The following is a 22847-nucleotide window of genomic DNA, read 5'->3' as shown; positions in this document are numbered from 1 at the left end:
TCAATTGTTTCCCAAAGAAAAGAAAGAGTTGTCTATGAAGGCAAAAAGTATATACATTGGAATATAATTACTAAAGAGGAGGGCAGATCTTGAGAAAATTGGGAACCAGGCCTACTCAAGTATTATTTTTAAGAAATTTCTTTTTAATATTCTTTATTACGATTTTCGCCTTCGGGAGCGGCTGTATTAAAAGTTTTGAAGAAGAAAGCTACTACAATGTTAGGGATATGGACATCTCAGCAGACCGTATAGGAGCGGCTTTCATAGACCTGAACGTCACAACGTATGTCGAAAAAGTTCAGGGGGACAGTGCGAAGAACACCTCGCTTCTCCTTAAAGCCTATAGCCGGGAAAGCGGGCTGCTTGAAACTCAGAAGAAGATAGAACTCGGAGTGCTAAAGAAAGGAACTACGAAATCAGTGAGTCAGGTCCTGACACTTTCGAAAGCTGGAGGATACGATCTTCAGAGTGTCCTTTTTGAGGACGATGTGCAGAAAGGCAATGGCAAAATCAAAGTTTACAACCTGGATGCTCTGCCTGCCGATGTACAGGAAACAGGTCTTGGGATTCCCGAAATGGATTTCCGGGTGAAAAAAGTGGAAGACGGAAAAGTCCTTGTTGAAAATGATATCTATCTGACAAATGAAGGTAGGGAAACCAGCAAAGATTTTCGTATGCTTGTTAAGGTCCGTGAAATGGATGCCGGACTGCTTGCGGATAAAGTCTGGGCGCACACAGGAGAAATCAAACCTGAAGCCACAGTTATCCAGACTGTCAATCTGACAATGCCTGACAAATACAATTACGTTGTAGAAGTCCTGATCTGGAACAATGATACTATTGTCGAGCGTGGAGAAGACTATATTCAGCTCAACCCCATAGTCGAGGTTAAAGATAAAAGTACCACTAAAGCTCGGGAAATTCAGACAAGTGAATTTGAAAATTTGGTGGAAGCCGAAGAAATTCCTGAAGAGGGATATACAAGTGAAAAAGAAGCTGCACCAGGATTCAGCTTATTTTTATCCGCGGTCCTGTTCTGTTCGGCAGTAATTCTGAGGAGGCGGTTTGCATGAGTGAAAACTTAGACATGAAACCAGAGCCAAAAGCGGAAAAAGTGTCAGATATGAGGGAGAATTTCAAAAAAGGGGCCTTCCTTATTTCAATGCTGCTTCTTCTTGTAGCCACTTTCCAGCTCTATTTCTCCATAGAGAGGATAATTGAAATCTGGTTTGAGTATCAATATATTCCAATTTTCAGGGCGGTTTACAACTTCCTTGTCTTGATTGCAAGTCTGTACATCATCAGGCTGTACATTGTAAAGCGCTGAAAGAAAATACTGGAAAAAGAAAATACTGGAAAAAGAAAATACTGAATCAATAAAATGCTGGATAAGTTTGAAAATTAAAAACTGCTAATTGAGAGAGGTCTGAAAGGAGAGGTTTGAAGGTTTGAAATCTCAGGCCTCTTCAATCAGCTTTTTTACGGTTTCAAGCACTAAGACGGCATCTCCTCTTTTTACGTCAACTTCATTGCCTGTACAAAAATCCAGAACGGATTTTTTCTTTTCTTCCGGGATCAGTCCCCTTTTCGCCCCTTCTTTTACAAGCCCGAAATAGCTCCGGTCGGGGTAATAAGTGTCAATTGCAAGTTTCAGAAGACCATCATGTTCTTCCTCACTCACAAGTCCTGATGCGAGTGCGGCTTTCAGCGTTTCTCTTATATTGACAAGAGGCACGGAAATGGGCTCGAATGTGTCAGGATTTGTGCTTACTGCAACTTCATCATCGGATTCAATTACACCGTCTCTATACCATTCGTAAACCTTTCCTACACCTATCATCCCATGGGTGTCCAGTTCCGAAGCTCTGAGGGCTCCCATGCTTGCGCCTCCTACTACTTTTACTCCTGAATTAAGCGCAGATAGAATCTCCCTGTGCCCTACAGCCGCCCTGTCAAAAAAGATGCCATCTATTATTCCTATAACCTTATACCCTTCCTGGACGAATTTTTCAAGCTGGAATCTGCGTACAGGAGGCTGGTAATTTGCCTTGAGGATTTTTCTTGCGTCCTCATGGCTGATGCTGTTGCCTGTAAAGATTACCGCTTTTGTTTTCATCGTCTCTTCCATGGCTTTTCATTTTTGTTTCTGGAGAATTCTTTCTTCCTTTGAGAACCGATCCTTTTTCCTTTCCGATCTCTGTCAATAGTGAAAAGTTCGAATCCGGGAATTATTACTCGGATAACCGGCACTTTAATCTCCTCTCTTGAGAGGTCTACCACCAGCACTCTTTCGGCAAGGCCCTTAAGTTTTTCGAGGATCACATCGATATTTTCTGCAGGGCTTTTTCTGGACAGGTCCTGCACTTCAGAAAGAGAAATTTTTTCTCCTTCTTCGAACCAGAACCGGTTCAAACGTTTCATGCGGTCGTATCCTACACTTCGAATAAAGCCTTCTCTATCCGTATCTTCCCTTGCTCCCTGGATTTGAACTACTCGCGACTGGGCAGCTTCGGTTATGGCCCGTGAAACTGCAATTTCGGGTTTCAGGTGGGAGCCTGCCCCCATGACAAGAAGCGCAGGATCTTTGAGTTTTACGTCGTCAGTTACCGCAATTACTGTCGGAATGCCGGTATCGCTCGGAACCAGCCAGATTTTGAGCTCTATTCCTGCATCTTTAAATTTGCTGGCAAGTTCGTACAAATATCCGTTTTCCTCAGTCAGCACGATTTCTTTTCCGAGATTGCGGGAAAACTGTGCTATGCTGATTGCATCCCTTTCTATAACCTCGAGCATTCCGTGGAGAATAGCTTCTTCAATCACGTTTCCGGACGCCAGCCCATTGGTATTGCTCAGGAAGAGTTTCTGGCATTGTCCGGGCGAGTCGTACGGATGGTAAACCGAGTTAGAGCTTACGAGCACTTCTTCATTGTTCATCAAATCGTATGCTTCAACCCATTCAAGCAAAGACTGGGGTAGATAAGGCTGGGGTAGCAGTAGTGTTTCCGGGTCGAGCACTGTGCATCTTTCTGTGGCTCTGATATAGGATTCCACAAAAGCCGGGGCGGAAATCTCACCTTTAATATTTGCGTTCAGGCCAGGCCTTTCTGCAAGGCAGCGCTCAAAGCTCTCCATTATCGCTGAAATTCGGGCCCGCTGCTCGGTTGAGCCCTTGCCTGAGTATATACTGATCGCTCCCTTTGCGGCACTGGGGCGGATTGCCGAAAAAATAGGGATTCCGAGCCGATCAAGGTTTGTAATATCTGCAATTCGGGTAACTCCTATCTTTTTTACCTCATCTTTAGTGTTTTCCAGGGTTGTGGCTTCGTCATATACTCGCTGTGTACCTTCGAGATATGAGATCGATCTGTCAAGTTTTATTTCAGGCATAATTAGAAACCTTCCGTCTCTTGTTATATATTTTTTGATTTTTCGGGTATAGAGTCTTTTCAGGGGATTTTATGTAATTTCTCTTAAAGACTTTGGAAAGATAAACGTAATGCAAACACGGCGCAAACATACTGCAAATTTAATACAATGCTGCGGACATCTGCAAGCATCTATGAACCTAATACAAATAGAGTACAAACAGAATAATTCTATATATTGAAGGATCTATAAGTATGTAAGAGGGCTTATAAGGGGGTTTTGTCCGATGAGTATCAAAAAATTGTTTCTGGAAGAGAATGTAGGAGGCTTTGATCTCCTGTTTCGAACTATGTATGGGGTACTTTCAACTCTTGCACTGTCAACAGGTCTTGTAAAAAGATTTCCCTGGAAGTGGATTGTTGTAGTGATGGCTTTTACGGGGCTTTGCAGTTCAATTCTGAGGCACTGCACTCTCTATTCCATTCTTGGGATCAGTACCGCAAAGAAAAAGGAAGCTTCTATACAGGAAGCTTGTCAATAAACAGTACTTCAGGAGATATTAATTCTCCATTTTATTTTTCAACAAATACCAATATCAAAATTAAATTTCTAAGTTCAGATCGGTTTTTCTCAGAATTCTATACAATGTTTGCTTTTTCTCTAAGTTTTAAATTTTCATTCATGCGTCTTCGGTTAAGTGAGAAATCATGACAAATTGAGTTAATCTTCTCACATCTCATATATCTTTATAAATTAAAAGCTGGAAAAGGATATCGATTTCATGTAAATCGTCCAAAATTTAAGGCCGGTTTCCAGTGCAAAATCGATAGCTTTCAGGCAAGAAAATTCCTTAACCGATGTTTTCAACATTTTTTTACTGACTTTTCGAATAGGCTCTTACATGCTTATTCTGATATTTTTGCAATGAATCTTTAAGATCGTCTTAAGACGATTTACGATAACATTTTATTGTAAGTATACTCAGAGTTATGAATAAATATGGGATGATAGCTTCCAGTAACGATATAGTGCTTGTAGTTATAACAATAAAAATAGGATCAGTAAACCAGAAACTATTATGCCATGATTTGTTGTAAATATCGTAATGCCAAAAACTGTTATACATATTATATATGTTATATAAGAACAACGGGACAAAGAAAGCAATAAACAATTTCAGGTAGTTCGATTTTTTCATCAAATGGTGGCAATCCTTTCTTTTCACCCTACCGAATAGATATAAAATAGCTAATATTACTAAGGCGCCAATTACAATGTATATAACAGGTATCCCATATACTGTTACAACATGACTAGAAACCGTTTTTTCTGCAGCACTAGAGCCATAGATTGCAGTTTCATTATTCATGCTGCTTTATACGTTACTAAAAGTTAAGTATTTTTTTAAGTGCCACATGCTTATATGGTGATGATCTGCATTCTGATTACTATGTTTTGAGATTACTGTACAAAGGTTAAAACATGTAATCTAAGTAAATGATATGGGTGATTTTTATTGAAGTCAATATATGGTTTAATTTTTCTTTTTGGAGTTTTATGTCTTATCTTCGGAACATTAGATTTTATATCTCTACGTGATGGTCGATTATTAGCATCATCCTGGATTTTGGGCGTTTTTCTTATAGGATACGTAATAAAACAACAGAAGAAAGATAAAGGCTCTTAAGCACAAAGTGATGCATTGAAGGCCATAATACCTGATTGTTTCTCATGTGTTTTTGGCTAATTGAGGAATTGTGATAAATTGTCTCCATTTCCACAACATTTGTCAAATATTTCTCTAAATTATGAGGTGGAATAGAGAACCGATTTCATATAAACAGGCCAAAATTTAAAGCCGACCTCTAATGCAAAATCGATAGCTTTCAGGTATGAGAATTTCTTAACCGATGACCAATGATTCCACATTAATAAGAACTATTTTCCTGGTCAGAAGACCGATTAATTACTCTAAATTGGAAATTTAACAGCATAATTCTAAGTTTTGAGACAGGCTCATAAGTTAAAATTATTCTTTTAGCTAACGTCCTCTCAGCTAAAAATAACTCTTTTAAAAAGGGATTCTTCCAGTTAAATATAATTTACTGGATAAAAATAATTTTTTCAGTTAAAAACAACTTTCCTTCAAAACATCCTTTCCAGAGCTTCCCTGCCAGTCATTCCGGGTTCGACCCCGAGTTCCCTGGCAAACTGGGTTACTTCAACGACCTGGGCTTTGAGCATATCTTCAAAACTCTGTACGCCTTTAACCTTCGCTGCCGTGTCCCCAAGTGCCTCTGCAGCATTTACATTCAGGTATCCGCACATCAGAAAGCCTTTCTCTGCCCTTATAACCAGAAGAGGGTATTTTTGCATCTCAAAGCGGAGGCCAAGAGCACACCCTTTTTCAAGCTGAACCTGTTCAATAAGCATATTTTTCAGAATAGTTTTAAACCAGATTAACTTTTTGGACTACCTGATAAAACCATATAAAGATGTCTTTGAAAAATCCAGAGGATTTACTGACTTCTACGGCTTTTCCGGCAGCTCCGGTTTTATTTACGGTTGCATTGGTTTTGTTTTCTGCGTTCTGCTCAATGATTCTTTCTCTTTCCTGCATCTCGGCTTTGTAGGTTTCATTTTCAGAAATCCAGAGAGTTATATTTTTTTCCGAGCTGAAAGTGCCTTTAAGAACTGTGGTGTTGTTCTCATATTCCTGACTTTTGCTATTTAGCCCTTCTGTCCTTTCGACATCAAAGCCGGCAGGCAGGTTGATTGTGACACTCGATGTCGGGGTGCCCATCAGCCAGATATTCGCTTCCCGATCAATAGGTTTCTCAAAAATATAACTTACAGTTGCAGAATTAGTAATTGATGAGGTTTTTTGAATCTTGCCCAGAGCTTCTGTTGAGAGTACGAAGTCAACATCTGTTACTTTAACTGGCTCTGAAGTGCCATTGAGTTTCACATCAGGTTTTGTTTTTATAGATTCTTCCATTTTATCTCTGAGAATAGATCCTGCTTTCAGGATTTCCCATGCATTAACAAATCTATCACTGTTTCCTGCTTCCAGGTCTATGAAACTCCTGAAGACAATAGATTCATTGCCCGTAATTTGTTCTTGATATTCCCAGGTCATTCCTCCCCTTTCCAGCGTAATATTATTGCTGGGTACAAAGGCAGCGGTACAGGGCTCTGCCAGAAAGGCAGGCATAAAAAGGGTTATTATCAGAAAACCGGTTAAAAAAAGATTGTATCCTTTCAAGGCGCTCAACTCATGTTTTTTTAGTTTTTTAGTTTTCTGGCTTTTTGCTAACCTCTACTCTCTTCATCTTTTTAGTCCCGGTTCATTTTCAATTTATTTACAACTTATTCACAACTTATTCACAACTTATTCTAATTTATTCTCTATCTAGTTTTCTCTCTATTTTCAATTTCATTTTCTCTTCATTTTTCGGGTTTTACTTTGTTGTAACCTCGCAGCCGTCCTGGGTTATTATTATAGTGTGTTCTGCCTGGGCTACAAGCCCTCCTGAACTTTCGAGAAGTACAGGATAAGAGTGAATAATTCCTGTCTTTTCGAGCTGGAGTAATACGAAATCCAGTTTATCGGATTCAAGCCAGCGCTTTGCAAAAGGCAATTCCCTGTATTCTTCAACCTGTTTCAGGACATTCCGGACTGCAGGCAAACGGACAGGTTTTTTCCTTATAAGGCTGTATATCTCGGCCCAGTTTCCGTCATGGACAGCACCGCCTCCGTCCGTTGCAAAGGGCTCGATAGCGAGCACGTCTCCTTCTTTTAGAATCACTCCCCCTTCCACATGTCGGTTGGGGACTGCAGGATCATCGTGGGCTTCATACTGGGAAAGCCCGTGACCTGTCAGGTTCATTATCGGGTTCAGTCCGTAACCGCGAATGCTGTTCTCGATTGCAGCTCCTAATTCCCCGGTAGAGATTCCTGGCTTTGCAAGGTCAATGGCTGCGGCAAGAGCCTCCTCTGCGGCTTTCGTAATGTCGGAATTTCCTGATAAGTCAACAGTTACGGCCGAGTCTGCAATATATCCGTCTACGTGGACCCCGAGGTCCAGTTTAACCATATCCTTCCCAAAAACGTCAGTATCGCCTATCTTAGGGGTTGCATGTGCAGCCTCCTGGTTTCTTGAAATATTGCATGGGAAAGCAGGCTTGCCTCCTAGCTCTATAGTCCGGTTTTCCACAAAATCTGCAACTTGCAGCAGAGTGTTTCCTACCTTGACCATTTCCACGGCTTCGGCCCTGACAATTTTCAGAATCCTGCCTGCTTCCCTATATTTCTCAAGGATATCTTGCTTATTGTGCACATTATCGGTCATATTACCCCTTGTGAATATTGTTATTGTAATTTATTGGAGTTTTATTGAAATCTTGTTGAAATCTTATTAGAATTATTGATAAATTGTAATTTTACTGAAACATACTTGAATTATTAAAGTCTTATTGCAATTTTATCTGAAAGTACTGGAACTTTAACAGCTTTCCTGAGTGTGTTGTGGATAATCTTTTCTTTTAACAGACTATCTTCGATTTGAGCAAATTAAATATTGTCATTTAAATATAAATATATAACAAATCCTTTCAATTGTAATTCTTTTATACTACAAATCTCTTTTCCAGCCCTGTAAAGTTCTGACATCCATTTTCGGTGACCAGGACCATATCCTCAATTCGTATTCCACCGATTTCAGGGTAGTACAGGCCAGGCTCGAGAGTGATCACATTGCCTACCTCAAGTAAAACCCCATTTTCTCCGACTCCTGGGAGTTCATGTATGTCGAGCCCTACCCCATGTCCTGTTGAGTGGATAAAACCTACCTTTGCACCACTTCGGTATGTGTCATAACCTTGCGCTTCGAAGAAATCGCAGACAGCATTATGCACATCAGATGCCTTTACTCCTGGCTTAACCATTTCAAAGCCTTTTTTCTGGGCTGCAAGTACAGTTTCATACATCTTTTTGAGCTCTTCCGAAGCTTTTCCATGCAGGACTGTGCGCGTCATGTCCGCAAAATATCGTTTTTTCTTGCTTCTCGGGAAAATGTCCAGGATAATTGGGGCGTTTGCCCTCAGAGGGCCGTCAGTCGTTCCATGGGGATTTGCTGTATCCTTGCCACATGAAACAATAGTTTCTTCTGCCTCGCATCCATAGTCCAGAAGGGTATGATCTATAACCGAAAGCACTGTAGCTCCTGTCAGTACTTCCCCTGAGTGATAGAGAAGGCCGTCCCTTTCTTCTGCTTCTGATATCAAGGCTATAGCGGCTTCCATAGCCTTTTCTCCGGCCATCTGGGCATACTTTATGGCTTCAAGTTCTTCCGGCCTCTTCAAACTCCTGATTTTTCGAAACGGGCTTTTTATTGGGACTACGGAAAAGCCCGCTTCTTTAAGGTAATTTGATTCAAATACCGGGAAATCGTATGGCACTGCGACTTTCTTAATTCCTTCTCTCGCAAGCAGCTCGGATATGCAGGCTGCATAGGCAATAGATGGATCTTTTTTCTCCTTCATCTTCTCTCTGTAACCCAGATCCTGCAATGTTTTTATTGTCGAAACCCTTGACTCGATCTCAGCTCTCCCTTTTTCCATATCCGAAATAAAAAGTATCTCTTTTCCTTCGTCGGTTTGCAGGTATGCAAAATCGTCGGAAGCCAGGAAGCGGGTTACGTAATAAATATCTGAATTGTGAAGATTCCCTGTCATAAGATAGGCATCGGTGCCTGCCTCTTCAAGGGCCTTCTTTATACTGAACTCTGGTTCGGTCATGAAGGGTAATTCTAGCTTTGTGCATAAAGGTCTTATTGTCAGAGCTTTTTTCCTTCCATCCGTAAGATTTCTTCTTTAATTTCATATTTCAGAACAAAAAGCTCCTCAAGCATCCCAAAATAACGATTAAGAGAGGCTGTCATTTCATCCGAAAACCTGAGAAAACACACATATTTTCTTCTCCCCAGCTCATTTACCCAGGCTTTATTCTCAGTTTCTCCTTTTTCGATTTTCCAGAAAAGCTCGGTAGCGCAGCCAAGAATTCTTCGAATGCTTGAGGTCAGTTCCTTTCGAATTTTTTCCTTTTTAAACTCCATGTAGTCTCTGGAAATATCAGGCTGCAACAGTGCGTTTCTATGGATCCAGTAATCGCCGTGGTTAAGATGAGTTTCTACAATATCTGAAATTTTGAGGGCCAGCTCCTTCAGGTCTAAGTTTGATTCCCCGGGTTTTTTGTTATGAAATCTTAAGTTCTCAGGAAAAGCTGCATTTTCTGGAGAGTGTGCAGCTATTTCAATTTCTCTTTGAATCCATTCGGAGGTGAATTTTTTGGTAGCTTCAATAAAATCGAGGGTTTCAAGCTCCATTTTTTCCCTGGTAGTTTCGAATTTTTCCTGTATGGTATCCAGCTCTTCCTGAGTATCGTCAGACTTGACAGCTTCAATTTCCATCTTTCATTCTTCCAGCTCTACCTTTCCAACTCTATCTTTCCAACTCTACATTTTTTCGCAGTAATCACTAGTTCTATTTTTTTATATGTTACGTTTACTTTAAATACTGCTCGTATAATATGAGAATTTATATAAACTCAGATAAGTTTAATATACCTGTTAAGGCAAAAGAGAGCTTGTAAGAATCAAGGTGACCCTAATAAACTCTACTATTAGATGTGGAATGCCTATATCTTTTTTATTTATCCAGTTTACTGGTAAGGGTACAGAGTATGTGAAAAAAGAGGAAGTATTAAGAAAATGATAGAAGATATACTTTACTTTGGAAACTTAATTTTCTTTCTTTTTTTATGTGAGGTAACATTTCGGGTTGTGTTTAGCGTTATCCGAATATGCTTGAATAAAGGCGGAAGTCCCAAAGGCAACGAATACCACAGATTATATGAAGAAAGTATGGAATGGATGAGGCAAGGAAGTCGGAAACCTCACAGACGATGAATACTACAGATTATTTGAAGAAAGTATGGCATAGATTTAGAAACGACAAGCTCATAACTTTAAATAAATCGAATAAAAGGGTACAAAAAGTACTCCTTTTATGCTCGATCTCAAGGTTCTGCTTGAAGACGATATATTGAAATAATTAAAGACAGATTGAAATTTTATGAGTAAAAAACTGTCAAAGAAGCCATCAAAATCTATTTTTTATCCGGTTAAAAACGTGTCGGATTATTGCTATCTAGGGTATTAGGAGTCAAGATAACAAAGTGACACAAGAAAACAGGTCGATACCGGAAAAAAGGTCATCTTCTGGATGAAACGTATTTTGAGACTTTTGACCTGGAACGTATCTGCATAGACAAGGTGTTTTTTGTTGTCTATGATGAAGAATATGCGCTTGAGGACCATTTTTTTGACAAAGAACTCAGAGACCGTTTCATCCAGCACGTCAAACGTTCAAGGATAAAAAAAGGCAGGTTTGAACAGGTCCTCAGGAAAGAATCTGAGTACTCGGCCTGGGAGCTGCAGCTGCGCGGTTCAAGGACAATGTACTTCCATGTCAACGTGATTCATTATTTGCAAAGTCTGCACGACATCAGGCCAACAAACGTCATTTATGACGACAATTTTCTGCCTATTGACTCAAAGCTCACTGTCCTTGGCCTTGTGCAGGCCTTGCGGGACTTCACAGAGCAGGCCAGGGAATTCTACAAGGATCTTGTCATGCAGTACTGGGGCATAGAGCTGGAGCATGTCAGGGTTAAGCTCTCCCAGAGTGAGCTGCTCTTTGAGGTCTATCCTGCATCGGTTGATGATATTGCCAGGAAACTCTATGCAAAAGGCATCAGTTTCCGAAAATATAGGCGTGGATAACTGTACCGTCTAACCTTTAAAAAGAGCATGACATTCATCAGAATGTGATGCGTTTCGTTTCTTTTTATTGAATTTTTATTATCGACTTTTAAAATATAAAATTCAAAAACAGTATGAGGAGTTTCAGCGTAAAGATTAAGCAAATTTTGTTTAAACCATTTTTCGGGTATCTTGGTATCGAATTTTTATTATCTACGAGCCGATCCCAAAACTCAAAATTGGTTTCCATAATCTCAAATTATGAATGATTAATCAGGTTTCTTGCCATGAAAATATAATTAAGAAACTTTTATGGTTCTGTTGCAAAAATATTATGAATGAGATTTACTAAATTTAATTTTTCAGAATGTTTGATGTCCGAACTTTATGATATAATACGTTCGTATCCACAGTAAGGCTTTAGGATAAAAGCTGACATTCTGAAAAGAGTAAACAAAAATCAATAACTATTGAAAATAAACACTCGCATATCATTCAAAAATATTAGTATTTGTGCTATAATTGTGATTATTAGATTACTGTCTTCATAATTAAATTTAAATTTATGGGTTCTCTCTGGAGTTTATGATCATTAATTAATATTTGAATATCATCTCTTCCAGCCAATTCAAAAAAAGCTATATCCATCCATTCCTCGTATTCCTCAATCATTTTTCTATACAGATAAGCATTCGCTATTTTTAATATTATTCTTATTTCTATAAACAAGGGTATTTTGAGATTATTTTTCGAAAATCTTTTTTTGTCGTATTCTCTGTATACAGAGACACATTTTTCAAGTTCCCACGGCCAGTTTTCATCTTCAAATGAGCTAACAACCATCATCTCAATACAGCAACATTGGAAATCAGTTGAATATTTTTGAGTAAATCTGGAATAGTTTGTTATCCTGTCTTTCTCTTCAATAAAATAATTATATAAATAATAGAGAGCCAACATAGGGATTCTATTATCTACTTTACTTGTAGGAATCAAACATTCGTATTTTTCCAGCAATTCGTTTAAATTTGGAATTGGTTGATTTTCAATGATTCCGCTCTGTAATATTTCTAGAAACCCAGAAAGCCGTTTAATTGCCATCGCTGGTTCAAAATTTTCTGAAATGTGAACCCAGTATTGAGGGGCTACTTCTCCTTCAACAATTCCAGGTAAATCATATTTCCATGCAAATTCTTCAGTGTCTAGATTGTTTTGAATATGCACAAAATTAGTGAGAATATGATGAGTCAATCGAACTAAACCATTAAAGGTGAAATATGGTTCTTTTTCCCAAACGAATATGTCAGCTTCTGCAATATAAGGAATTTTTAATTGTTCCCTAATCGGTTTCAATTGATGTGCATATAGAGATCTTGTACTATATGCATTTTTTAAGGCTCTATTTAATTGAGATTTCCTTGTTGCATTTCTTACACCTTTTGCTTCTTTAAAAAAATAACTATCAGAAATGTACTTTTCACAAAAATCTACAAATCTTTTCTGCAACTTCAAATTTTGTGATTCAACTAGTACCTTTTGAATACCGTTTGCAACTTCTGGTTCTATCTGAAAAAAATAATCATTTAATTTTGTTCTTATTTTTGGATCATAATCATCCCAAGTCGGTTCAAAGTTCTCAAAATTTTGACTTAGCGATTCCAGACAAAAAACCAGCATTGAATATGATAAGTCTATATTATAATTAAGTACTTGCAAAGCATTATAAAAGTTTTCTAAACAGTTAATAAATGCTGAATATTCTTTCCTAGGTAACCCTACAACTTTATCCACGAAAGTCATAAAATATTGAATCTCATCCATGCTTCCACTTATATTGGATTGGAAAAATCGATATACAAATTTAGAAGGCAGAAATTGATCCCCAAATGTCTTAGGCTGGTTTCTACAATTTATTTCAACAGTGGGCCTATCATTTGAAAAAAAAGACTTTAGTCCAAAAAAAGAAAGAAGCTCGAACTGGTGAACAATTTCGTAGTCCCCAATCCTAACAATAGAACCAGGTCCCTCCATTTTTTCTATTTTGTTCACATAGCTTATTACAAACGAGGAAACCGATGTACTATATATCTCGACTGGTTCAAGAGTTGCAACACTTGTTTTTATAGGCTCCATCCATGAATAATTTGAATATGTAATTCCTTTTCCATCATAAGTACGAAGAGGGACATCTTTTTTAAAGAATTTTCCTGTAATTATTTGTAGCATAAGATCCCTTGAGACTTAAGGTGATTTATTTAGTGATGTATGAATGTTTTTAGTAAACATTAAAGTATTCTCTTTTATTTGAAATACACAGATTTAAATGGAAACTGTGTATAATCCTAAAATGTTACTATCTTCAAACTTAAGTAATGTCTTTGTCTTTTTTCTTTTTTATTCAATCCCTTGTTTCTGTTTTGTATTAGATAATTGGTAAGAAAAGATATTTATGTATGAATAACAATAGTTTATTAACTAATAACTATTTATTACGTTTTCATTAAAAATATGGACGTGGAGTCATGACAGAAGCCCTACATTGCGATAAAACAAAACCTTCTCCGACACTCAATACTATTCTCATGGTAGAAGATACTATCCAAAATTCCCAAAACAGTGTAATAACCATAGCGGAGCTAAAAAGAGCACTTCCAAAGCAGGTAAATCACAATACTTTAATGACTATTTTGGAATATCTTGAAAAAAGTAATAAAATTGCTGTGGGGTTAAGAGGTATAACCTGGATAAAAAACGATAATAAAAATTTAAGAAACGTGGCGATTCATGGGCTTGAACTGTGATACCTTAGACGTTAAACTTACTTTGATCCAGGTTCAGTATGAAGCGAGTAGTTATAAGATTGACTCCGGAAGCGGAAGAGGTCTATCAATTTCTTAAAATTAAGGCTCCAGACTCAAAACAGGAAGAAACACTCCTTAACGCATTCCTTCAAAAAGTGGAATTACTAAAAAGAAATTTTCAGTACGGGCAACCAATTGCAAAAAATCTCATTCCTCCTGATTATAGAACGAAGTATGGGATTACAAACCTTTTTCGTGTAGAACTTCCACTTTATTGGAGAATGCTTTACACGGTCATGGATGGGAATTCAGGTGACGAAACTTTAGTAATTGTAGTCGATTTGGTCAATCATCGAAAATATAATAAGATATTCGGATACAAGAATTAAATGTTTTATCAAAATAATTCTGTTTTGTAAACTTGTCAATTCACATTTTCATTGATGGACAGGTTTTACCATGAAACATATGAATAAACTACGAAGCAAATTTACAGAAAACTCAATGCACTGCCAACACATCAATGCCTGACAGCTGCAGGCATTCTATTATGGCACAAAAAGGAAAGAAAAAAGAATAGATTATTTAACCACTCTATACAGAGGTTCTCCTAACTTTTCATTTCCGTTTTCATCTAGCTCTCGTATCGTGTACTCTGTGACTATCAAATTAAAAGTTTGGTCCGGATCATCCGCGAACTTTCGGATATCATCAATTTCTAAATCAATTAAAGTAGGTTCATCATCTTTGATTTTTACTAAAATTTCTTCGTAGTTGTTGAGCTCTGCGAGTTTTTCAAGTGCTTCAATTATTGTCATTTCAGTCATGCTTTTATTCATCCTTTTCCGTAATTCAATAGTTTTCTAGCTCGTTCGTGGATTCGGTTTCTTCTTTTAGCACCACAAAATCTTTTATTATGTAATCGCAGGATGACGAAGGGCAAGCCCATCCATACGGGGAATATCGCCACTTACTGTTTATTCTCTCTCTTTTATAGATTCTTTTCAGATATTCACTATGCTTTGGACACAGTGGTTTAGGAATTGATTTCTTTCCATTAAGCTTTAGTTGTCCCTGGTGTTTGTTTTGTTCTGTTAGATATTAAAGTAGTGTATAATCTTCTGTGAATTCGTTTTATTACTACACTGGTTTTACTATAGAATGTTCGTATTTTAAAGTTCCTCACAAAACAGGCACTGTAAAGTCTTAGGAAGATGATATTTCATAGGTTCAATGCTAATTGAGAGATATTCATAGCTCCCCAAGACTTTACAGTACCCGACTTAGGGCTAATGTTATGGGGCAACATTCACTCAAATTCTCCTTTTAAGAATTCCTCATTCAATGAGTCTCTTTTCTATATATCTCATTTCGTAATCAGTAAAAGACAAGCTCTGATAATGCCTAAGACTTGTAATGTGGGCATGTCCCTGACGAGAGTAAATCTCAATCTCTGGAATCCCTGCCTTCAACATCCATGATTCAATTGTTTTCCTAGGAGTCTTTGGATTAACCTTTGGGCTTATTCCTGCTTTCTTGCTCCATCTTTCTAAGTTCTCAAACCATGTTGTACGCTCTGGCGGTCTTCTCCCCTCAACAAAGACCTTGAAGATATAAGGGAAAGTTGCAGGCAGTTTGTCAATGGTACGTTTCACTAGTTTTTGCTTTACTTTCCTTTGTGCCTCCTTTGGAAGTATAATCTGGTTTCTTTCTGTGTAATACCATTCCTCGTGATCGTGTAGCCTTTGAAGCTCTACATACCTGAGACCTGTAATGGTATTCACTTCAAAAATAGGCTTGAACTTTATAGGAATAAAATTTACAAACTTATCATATTCAGCAACTATTAACACCTTCGTACCATCAGCTGTAACCAAACCATTTTCCAAATAGTAGCAGCAATAATTAGAGTAAATGAGCTTTTGGGATAGGCTCTACTTTTAAAGTATAAAATTCAAAAACAGTATGTGAAGGCTCACCGTAAAGATTAAGCAAATTTTGCTTAAATCCTTTTTTCAGGCATTCTGCTATCGAATTTTCAAATAACTTCTTTTTCTAAGTGTTGATCGCAGAAATATAAAGCAAGTTTAATAAGTCACCGAGACATTTCGAAAACCTCCACGCATGATTTCAACAGAACTAGCGGTGTATAATGTAGCTAAAAAATTAAAAAAATATATTAAAAGTAATACTATTACCTCCACTTATTCTGAGATATTAGAAATGAGAAAAGAATTTGTAGAAAAATATGATACTTTTCCCTTTTCCACAAATTTACATGAATAGTGTATCAGTATGAGTTACTACAAATATACAGTTCAATATATTTTTAATTCCTCTTAGAAATATGATATGAGTACTTTTCCTTCCTTTCAAGAAGGTCAAATTCAAGCATTGGCGCAATTGCTTGGAGGATGTGGAAATGGTAATGATATTTCCAGAGTGCTAAATAATAGGGGTTTGGTGGATGATTCAGGTGAGTCCACAAAATGGAAACGGCTTAATTTTGTATTCCTAAAATATCAAAATCAAAATAAATGTGCGAATCAAATCATTGACTTCATTCAATCTTTTTTTCTCCTGTTCGTTTCGCTGATCGTAATGAAGAGTTCGAAGAGAAGCGTCAAAAACTGAAAATAAAATATTCATAATGTTAATATGAAATAGTTTTGAAAAGCTTTTTTACTTGTGTTGAAGGCGCTGCCTAAAAATTAATTTTATGAAAAAAGTTGTATAAAATGAATTAATTTTAAGAAAAGAATTATAAAAAAGTTTTCGCTCGATTAGTGACAATCGAGCTTTAATTTAGTCAATAACGCCCGGACCGGGATTCGAACCCGAGTCGGAGCCTCGACAGGGCTCCATGATAGGCCTCTACACTATCCGGACACTTCGGTGTCTTTTGCTATTGTTTTTCACCCGCGTTGCGAGCAAAACATAAACGCTTTTTTAATATATAAATGTTCCCGTTGAAGCTTTTCGATTCTGGAAATTGTTTAGGTCCCGCCTCCCAGACTCGAACCGGGGACATCGCGGTGCCTGCGCGGAAATGTACGGGTAATTTTACCCGCACGAGCCGAACTACAGCCGCGCACTCTACCACTGAGTTAAGGCGGGACAATGTTTATTGTTCCACTGTTGCACTGCTTGAGTGCACCATCTCATATATGGTGATGATATATATGTTTTACGCTATATATGGGCTATAGGGGCATTTTTATGAATATTTTGAGCATGTAAACTCATTCTATAGCCTACTTTACTCCTAACTCTTAAGAGTTTTCTCATGAGCTCTCTTACGAGTTCTCTGGAGTGTTTTCATAACTCGATGTTACTCTCCAGTTCTTAAAAATAAACCTATTTTTCCAATAAATGCCCACGCTTGACCTAAAAATAACCTGATTATGCATAAAAACAATCGGCTTTAAACTTAAAGCACCAAATTTTACATTAAAAATGAGCAAATTCTCATTAATTTATAAGCTAATATTAAAAATAGTCCTAATAAAAGTATTATGAAAAGAACCCAAAGGTTCTTCTCGATAATATTTTCCTTGTTTAGAAAGTGTTCAATTCTCCTTTAATTACCATTTCGGTAATCTTTGTCACATTGGAAAGCCAGTCATCCATGACAACTTCGGCTTCGGCTTTGACCTTTGCAAAAGAAGTGCCTTCTCTGGGGATAATCTGCGCACTTGCTACGAGTGGCTGGTCAATTGGTTTTCCGATCTGGGAAAGCAGCCTTATGTAAACGTCCTGGACTTCCGGAACCTGCTTTACAATATCACGGGCCATCTGGGTCGAGAGGAGGTTGTAGATTTTACCGATGTGGTTAATCGGGTTCTTTCCGCTGGTTGCCTCCATACTCATAGGCCTGTTTGGCGTGATCAGCCCATTGCAGCGGTTTCCGCGCCCTACCGAGCCGTCATCCCCCATTTCAGCTGAAGTGCCTGTAACTGTGAGGAAAACAGAGCTGGTTTTCAGGTCATCTCCTGTGTTGATGCAGACCTTTACATTGCGCTCAGTATACCTGGTTGCCATCTCCTCAACATAAGTCTGCATTTCCTGGGTCATATTTATGTAGCTGTCAAGGTCGTCAATATATCTCCCGATCATGCCGCTGCATATTGTAAGAGTTATGTCCTCTCCATCCCTGAGTCCCATGACCTTCATATCTTCTCCGATTCCAGGCATGCGTGACTTAAGGTCTGTGAGCAGTTGCCTTTCGGTGTTATATACGAGGTTTTCAAGCTCGGAAAATGGAGCATGTCCAACCCCGAATGAGGTATCATTTGCAACCGGAATCCTGTCTCTTTTGAAGACATCTCTCAAGTCTGAAGACCCTGTCCCGAGTTTGCAGTCCATTATGACATCTCTTTCGAGATCCATGTTTACAAGGGTATTCTTAAGATAGCGTCTGGCAGCTTGTAGAGCTACAGACTCGGTAGCAAGATCTACCCCCTCAAACTCCTTTGTTGCCCTGCCTACCAGTAGAATATATATAGGCTGCAGTATTTCTCCGCCCCCGAACTTTGGGCTGGACCTCCCGGCTACAATCTGGGTTTCGTCAGTATTATGGTGGAGTACGGCTCCACATTTGCTTATGTATTCCCTGCATAGTGCGCGACTTACGGCTTCGGCCAGTCCGTCTGATATACTATCAGGATGCCCTATCCCTTTGCGTTCTACAAGCTCTATCCTCTGTTTCTCAATAGGAGTTTGGAAGAGCTCCTCCACTTTGATATTTCGGGCCATTTAGATCCTCTTTTTTCAAAATCGATAATAGTTTTTATTATTAAATGGGAATGTTATTGATTTACTATTTTTCGGTCAGTTGTACCATCAGTCTGCTATACTTAGCACTCTGTTGTGATTAATTCTTTTGTTACTCTGACATTAATAATTTCTAATATATACTTCAAAACTCATTTCCCTATTAAATTACTATGACTATATAATTTTTCCCCCTCCTTAATTACTAAAGGTAATAATTACTCTAAAAACGATTTTTTACCTTCAATTCTGGAAGTTTACTGATTTGTCATCAAAATTAATTCGTAATGAGTAGGCTTTTTATCTATGGACTTGCCTTTCTTAAAGGAAAACTTCTATGAGATCTTACCGTGAAGTCTATATTATACTAGAGTATTCTGGATAAATGTTTTTACTTTGATGAGCTTACCCGGGAAAACACCTCCCGGCAGATTATTTATAGAGGACATAACAGATGATTCGCATTGCAATACCCAATAAAGGGCGCCTTTACGAACCCACAATCTCTATTTTCAAAGATGCAGGGCTCCCAATAAGTGGAGGGGCCGAAAGTCGAAAACTTTTTGCAAAAACTACCGATCCGGATATCCATATCCTCTTTGCCAGGGCTGCTGACATTCCTGAGTACGTACAGGATGGGGCTGCAGACGTAGGTATTACAGGCATAGATCTGATTACGGAAAGAGGAGCAAAGGTTGAAACTCTTCTGGACCTTAAATTCGGAAAGGCTAGCCTTGTTCTGGCTGTCCCTGAGGACTCTGATTTCCAGAAAGCTGAGGATCTTGAAGGCCGAAAGATTGCAACCGAGTTCCCGGAAATCACACGCCAGTACTTCAACAATCTTGGAATCAATGTTGAGGTTATAAAGGTTAGTGGAGCCTGTGAAATGACTCCACATGTGGGAATAGCGGATGCAATCGTGGACATCTCAAGTTCCGGAACCACTCTGTTGATTAATCATTTAAAGCCTATTGACACCGTTTTTTCTTCCACAGTCTATCTGATCGCAAATAAGGAAAGCCTCAAGAAAAAGGAAAAAATTCTGGACATCAAAACTGCACTGGAAAGCGTGCTAAATGCAAAGCATCGGCGTTATCTTATGATGAATGTTCCCGAGTCTTCCCTCAAAGCAGTAAAAGAAGTCCTTCCAGGAATGTCAGGCCCGACGGTTATGAAGGTCGAGTCCAGCAAATTGCCCGGAGAATCCATCCTTGCAGTTCATGCTGTTGTGGACGCAGACCTGATTTTTACCATTGTAAATAAGTTGAAGAAGGTTGGTGCGCGTGACGTTCTTGTCGTACCTATCGAAAGAATAATGCCCTGAAAGGAAAAAATCCGGAAAATGGGTTTTCAGGCAAGACAAACAGAATGAGATTTAACAGAATGAGATTTCTCAAAGATAGAATGAGATTTCTCAAAGATAGAATGAGATTTCTCAAAGATAGAATGAGATTTCTCAAAGATAGGATGAGATTTCTCAAAGATAGAATGAGATTTCTCAAAGATAGAATGAGATTTCTCAAAGACGTGTCGGAGATGTGACTTTGGTTTTTGAAGTAATTCCTGCAGTGGATATGAGGGGCGGAAAGTGCGTTCAGCTTGTGCAGGGAGTGCCTGGCAGTGAGATTGTGTCCCTTGACGATCCTGTTGAAGCTGCTCTTGATTGGGTTCGAAAAGGGGCAAAGACCCTGCATCTGGTAGATCTGGACGGAGCAATTGAAGGAGAGCGTAAAAACGCCCCTATAATCGAAAAAATAGTGAGTGAATGCCAGGAAAAAGGAGTACAGATTCAGGTTGGAGGAGGCATTCGGAGTTTTGAGGACGCAGCTTCTCTGCTTGAACTGGGAGTCTCGAGGGCGATTCTCGGAACGGCTGCGCTTCAGAACCCGGACCTTGTAAAACAGCTCTCAAATGCCTTTGGAAGCGAACGTGTGACCGTTGCCCTGGATGCAAAAAACGGAAAAATATCCATCAAAGGTTGGACTGAGGAATGCTCACAAACTCCTGTAGAAATGGGAAGGAAGTTTGAAGAACTGGGTGCAGGCAGCCTGCTTTTTACAAATATCGATACCGAAGGCCTTATGCAGGGCGTAAATCCTGTCCCTACAAAAGAACTTGTGGAATCTGTCAGCATTCCGGTAATTGCATCTGGAGGAGTAAGTTCCCTTCAAGACCTTCAGGTCCTGAAGAAAACCGGAGCAGCAGGAGTGGTGGTAGGTAGTGCTCTCTATACAGGCAGGTTCACACTTGAAGCAGCGATTGAAATAATCCGGCATGAGTGATCTGAACCTTATTTTTACTTCCTGGCAGAGACCTTAGGCATAATTCCACTTTTTCAATCTTCCGGAAAAACATAGAAAGGAATTCACGGTAGCCAGATAAAAAGTATTTATAAATTTAAAGAGAATGTGATGCTGTATGAGAACAGGTAAATTGTCTCGCAAAACAAAAGAGACCGATATCCAGCTTGAGCTGAACCTTGACGGCACTGGGATTGCCGATATTAACACAGGGATCGGGTTTTTTGACCATATGCTTACTTCTTTTGCAAGGCATGCAGAGTTTGACCTCAAAGTACGTGCGGACGGCGACCTGTACGTGGACGAGCATCACCTTGTGGAAGACACAGGAATAGTTCTCGGAAAAGTGCTTGCAGAGGCGCTTGGAGATATGGCAGGAATTGCCCGTTTTGGGGAGGCCAGAATTCCAATGGACGAAGCCCTTGCCGAGGTCGCCCTGGATATAGGCGGACGCAGCTATCTTGTCCTGAAAGCCGAGTTTTCATCTCCTCAGGTAGGCCAATTCAGTACCCAGCTTGTCAAGCACTTCTTTGAAACGCTTGCCTCAAATGCAAAAATTACCATCCATGCGAGTGTCTATGGCGATAATGACCATCACAAAATCGAGGCTCTTTTCAAGGCTTTTGCCTATGCAATGAAACGTGCTGTAAAAATCGAGGGTAATGAGGTAAAAAGCACTAAAGGTACTCTGTGAGGCAAGCCTTTTGAAATAACTGCTCGCCCTCAACCCTTTTCAAAAAACTGCTTGCCCTCAACCCTTTTCAAAAAAGGCTTGACCGAAAACCCAGGCGTTCAAGCAACAAGGTGGTCAGCATGATCAACCGGCGTAACTATTGAGGGTCAACAGTTGCACTCAACCCAGGATGATGAGATTCGTTTGAATCTTATCTGATTCCGCAGGTTCAGATGCGTAGTTTTTCGTTTCCTGTCGCTTCAAAAGTTAAGTAACCTTACTTTTTTATTCCGGAAAATGAATTTAATATATAATTTGGGGGAATGAAATGAAAGTTCTTTATGTTTACGCACACCCGGAACCGAAGTCTTTTAACGGCTCTTTAAAGGAAACAGCACTTGCTGCCCTGCAGGAGAAAGGGCATGAAGTAAAGCTTTCGGACCTTTATGCAATGAAGTTTCATCCTGTCCTGAAAGCTTCGGATTTTCCTGAACGAAAAAAGCAGGACGTTTTCAAGCCTTTCTTTGAAGCGATACAGGCCTCTAAAACAGGGGCTTTTGCGCCTGATATTAAAGAGGAAATGGAAAAAGTAAAGTGGGCAGACCTTCTGATTTTCCAGTTCCCTATTTATTTCACTTTCATGCCAGCTATAATGAAAGGATGGATCGACCGCGTTCTGGCTCCTGGGTTTGGGTTCAACCCGGTTACGAATAATGCCTACGATACCGGGCTCTTTAAAGGAAAATCCGCAATGATTGTTGCAACTACCGGAGCTCCAAAAGCAATGTATTCTGAGGGAGGAGCCCACGGAGACCTGAATAAGCATCTGGAGTCAATAACCCATTGCATTTTTGAATATATGGGGATGAACGTGCTTCCATCTCATATCATTTACGAAGTGAGCCTTATGTCCAGGGAAAGGGGAGCTGAAGAATTAGAAGATTACAGGCATCGAATACTTGACCTTTAAATAAAAAAAATATACTTCTTTACTTTTTTATCTCTTGGTCCGGAGAACAATAATATTTTTTACCACTCTCCAATTATATTTATATAAAATGTTTTTATAATAAGTCCTATTAATCGTTATGCATATTCAGACATATCGTCT

The 22847-nt window shown here is 39.0% G+C and carries 21 protein-coding genes and 2 tRNA genes; 10 read left to right on the top strand and 13 right to left on the bottom strand.

The features are described 5' to 3' along the window. Positions 1-89: 89 nt before the first annotated feature. Together MSKOL_RS17620 and MSKOL_RS17615 are read left to right on the top strand one after the other, a co-directional pair. Positions 90-1073 (top strand): hypothetical protein, encoded by a 984-nt coding sequence (locus tag MSKOL_RS17620; RefSeq protein ID WP_048157953.1) that lies wholly within the window; start codon positions 90-92, stop codon positions 1071-1073. Further along, positions 1070-1327, top strand: coding sequence for a hypothetical protein (locus MSKOL_RS17615; protein ID WP_048123143.1), 258 nt, complete (start codon positions 1070-1072; stop codon positions 1325-1327). Before MSKOL_RS17620 ends, MSKOL_RS17615 begins: the two co-directional genes overlap by 4 nt. 129 nt (positions 1328-1456) lie before the next feature. Here MSKOL_RS17615 and MSKOL_RS17610 read toward each other — a convergent pair whose 3' ends face one another. Together MSKOL_RS17610 and MSKOL_RS17605 are read right to left on the bottom strand one after the other, a co-directional pair. Continuing rightward, positions 1457-2128 (bottom strand): TfuA-related McrA-glycine thioamidation protein, encoded by a 672-nt coding sequence (locus MSKOL_RS17610; RefSeq protein ID WP_048157952.1) that lies wholly within the window; start codon positions 2126-2128, stop codon positions 1457-1459. Continuing rightward, positions 2113-3387 (bottom strand): YcaO-related McrA-glycine thioamidation protein, encoded by a 1275-nt coding sequence (locus MSKOL_RS17605; protein ID WP_048157951.1) that lies wholly within the window; start codon positions 3385-3387, stop codon positions 2113-2115. Before MSKOL_RS17605 ends, MSKOL_RS17610 begins: the two co-directional genes overlap by 16 nt. 265 nt (positions 3388-3652) lie before the next feature. Here MSKOL_RS17605 and MSKOL_RS17600 point away from each other — a divergent pair, with 265 nt between their 5' ends. After that, positions 3653-3907: a DUF2892 domain-containing protein gene (locus MSKOL_RS17600; protein ID WP_048123137.1), complete on the top strand. Its 255-nt coding sequence runs from the start codon at positions 3653-3655 to the stop codon at positions 3905-3907. Positions 3908-5511: 1604 nt separating this feature from the next. Here MSKOL_RS17600 and MSKOL_RS17595 read toward each other — a convergent pair. The 5 genes from MSKOL_RS17595 to MSKOL_RS17575 form a co-directional block, all read right to left on the bottom strand. Continuing rightward, a complete protein-coding gene (locus MSKOL_RS17595) occupies positions 5512-5799 on the bottom strand; it encodes a YunC family protein (RefSeq protein ID WP_048157950.1) in 288 nt (95 codons plus the stop codon). A 16-nt stretch (positions 5800-5815) separates the two neighbouring features. Beyond that, positions 5816-6631, bottom strand: coding sequence for a hypothetical protein (locus MSKOL_RS17590; protein ID WP_231592308.1), 816 nt, complete (start codon positions 6629-6631; stop codon positions 5816-5818). Between the two features lie 196 nt (positions 6632-6827). After that, entirely contained in the window at positions 6828-7718 is an 891-nt protein-coding gene (map, locus tag MSKOL_RS17585; RefSeq protein WP_048123126.1) for a type II methionyl aminopeptidase, read from the bottom strand. A 277-nt stretch (positions 7719-7995) separates the two neighbouring features. After that, positions 7996-9165, bottom strand: coding sequence for a Xaa-Pro peptidase family protein (locus tag MSKOL_RS17580; protein WP_048157949.1), 1170 nt, complete (start codon positions 9163-9165; stop codon positions 7996-7998). A 38-nt stretch (positions 9166-9203) separates the two neighbouring features. Beyond that, a complete protein-coding gene (locus tag MSKOL_RS17575; protein ID WP_048157948.1) occupies positions 9204-9836 on the bottom strand; it encodes a hypothetical protein in 633 nt (210 codons plus the stop codon). Positions 9837-10700: 864 nt separating this feature from the next. Here MSKOL_RS17575 and MSKOL_RS17570 point away from each other — a divergent pair. Further along, positions 10701-11210 carry a hypothetical protein gene (locus tag MSKOL_RS17570; RefSeq protein ID WP_048157947.1) on the top strand — a complete coding sequence of 170 codons (510 nt, stop codon included), beginning with the start codon at positions 10701-10703 and terminating at the stop codon, positions 11208-11210. 510 nt (positions 11211-11720) lie between these two features. Here the strand turns inward: MSKOL_RS17570 and MSKOL_RS17565 are convergent. Then, positions 11721-13415 carry a hypothetical protein gene (locus MSKOL_RS17565; protein WP_052725598.1) on the bottom strand — a complete coding sequence of 565 codons (1695 nt, stop codon included), beginning with the start codon at positions 13413-13415 and terminating at the stop codon, positions 11721-11723. A gap of 296 nt (positions 13416-13711) precedes the next feature. Between MSKOL_RS17565 and MSKOL_RS17560 the strand changes: the two genes are divergently transcribed. Both MSKOL_RS17560 and MSKOL_RS17555 read left to right on the top strand, forming a co-directional pair. Beyond that, positions 13712-13990, top strand: a complete 279-nt coding sequence (locus MSKOL_RS17560; protein WP_048157946.1) for a hypothetical protein — start codon at positions 13712-13714, stop codon at positions 13988-13990. 38 nt (positions 13991-14028) lie between these two features. Then, positions 14029-14379 carry a hypothetical protein gene (locus MSKOL_RS17555; protein ID WP_048157945.1) on the top strand — a complete coding sequence of 117 codons (351 nt, stop codon included), beginning with the start codon at positions 14029-14031 and terminating at the stop codon, positions 14377-14379. Between the two features lie 192 nt (positions 14380-14571). Here the strand turns inward: MSKOL_RS17555 and MSKOL_RS17550 are convergent, their stop codons facing one another. From MSKOL_RS17550 to MSKOL_RS17525, 5 genes are all read right to left on the bottom strand, one after another. Then, complete coding sequence (locus tag MSKOL_RS17550; RefSeq protein WP_229394561.1) at positions 14572-14817, bottom strand: hypothetical protein; 246 nt, start codon at positions 14815-14817, stop codon at positions 14572-14574. Between the two features lie 510 nt (positions 14818-15327). Further along, on the bottom strand, positions 15328-15879 hold the full coding sequence (locus tag MSKOL_RS17545; protein WP_048157944.1) for a tyrosine-type recombinase/integrase: 552 nt from the start codon (positions 15877-15879) through the stop codon (positions 15328-15330). Positions 15880-16806: 927 nt separating this feature from the next. Beyond that, a tRNA-Asp gene (locus MSKOL_RS17535) sits at positions 16807-16879 on the bottom strand. Positions 16880-16991: 112 nt separating this feature from the next. After that, positions 16992-17107: transfer RNA gene (locus tag MSKOL_RS17530), tRNA-Tyr, on the bottom strand. A 441-nt stretch (positions 17108-17548) separates the two neighbouring features. Then, positions 17549-18745, bottom strand: a complete 1197-nt coding sequence (locus MSKOL_RS17525) for a methionine adenosyltransferase (protein WP_048157942.1) — start codon at positions 18743-18745, stop codon at positions 17549-17551. A gap of 472 nt (positions 18746-19217) precedes the next feature. On the opposite strand from MSKOL_RS17525, the gene hisG reads away from it, so the two are divergent. From hisG to MSKOL_RS17505, 4 genes are all read left to right on the top strand, one after another. After that, positions 19218-20087: an ATP phosphoribosyltransferase gene (hisG, locus tag MSKOL_RS17520; protein ID WP_048123115.1), complete on the top strand. Its 870-nt coding sequence runs from the start codon at positions 19218-19220 to the stop codon at positions 20085-20087. Positions 20088-20307: 220 nt separating this feature from the next. Then, positions 20308-21045 (top strand): 1-(5-phosphoribosyl)-5-[(5-phosphoribosylamino)methylideneamino]imidazole-4-carboxamide isomerase, encoded by a 738-nt coding sequence (gene hisA, locus MSKOL_RS17515; RefSeq protein WP_048157941.1) that lies wholly within the window; start codon positions 20308-20310, stop codon positions 21043-21045. 136 nt (positions 21046-21181) lie between these two features. Next, the gene (hisB, locus tag MSKOL_RS17510; RefSeq protein WP_048157940.1) at positions 21182-21757 is read left to right on the top strand and encodes an imidazoleglycerol-phosphate dehydratase HisB; all 576 of its coding nucleotides are present in this window, start codon (positions 21182-21184) and stop codon (positions 21755-21757) included. Positions 21758-22064: 307 nt separating this feature from the next. Then, positions 22065-22706: an NAD(P)H-dependent oxidoreductase gene (locus MSKOL_RS17505; protein WP_048157939.1), complete on the top strand. Its 642-nt coding sequence runs from the start codon at positions 22065-22067 to the stop codon at positions 22704-22706. Positions 22707-22847: the final 141 nt, after the last annotated feature.

The organism is Methanosarcina sp. Kolksee, assembly GCF_000969945.1.
Taxonomy (GTDB): domain Archaea; phylum Halobacteriota; class Methanosarcinia; order Methanosarcinales; family Methanosarcinaceae; genus Methanosarcina; species Methanosarcina vacuolata.
The sequence above is the reverse complement of the archived record's forward strand: the minus strand, read 5'-3'. Positions and strand labels throughout refer to the sequence as shown.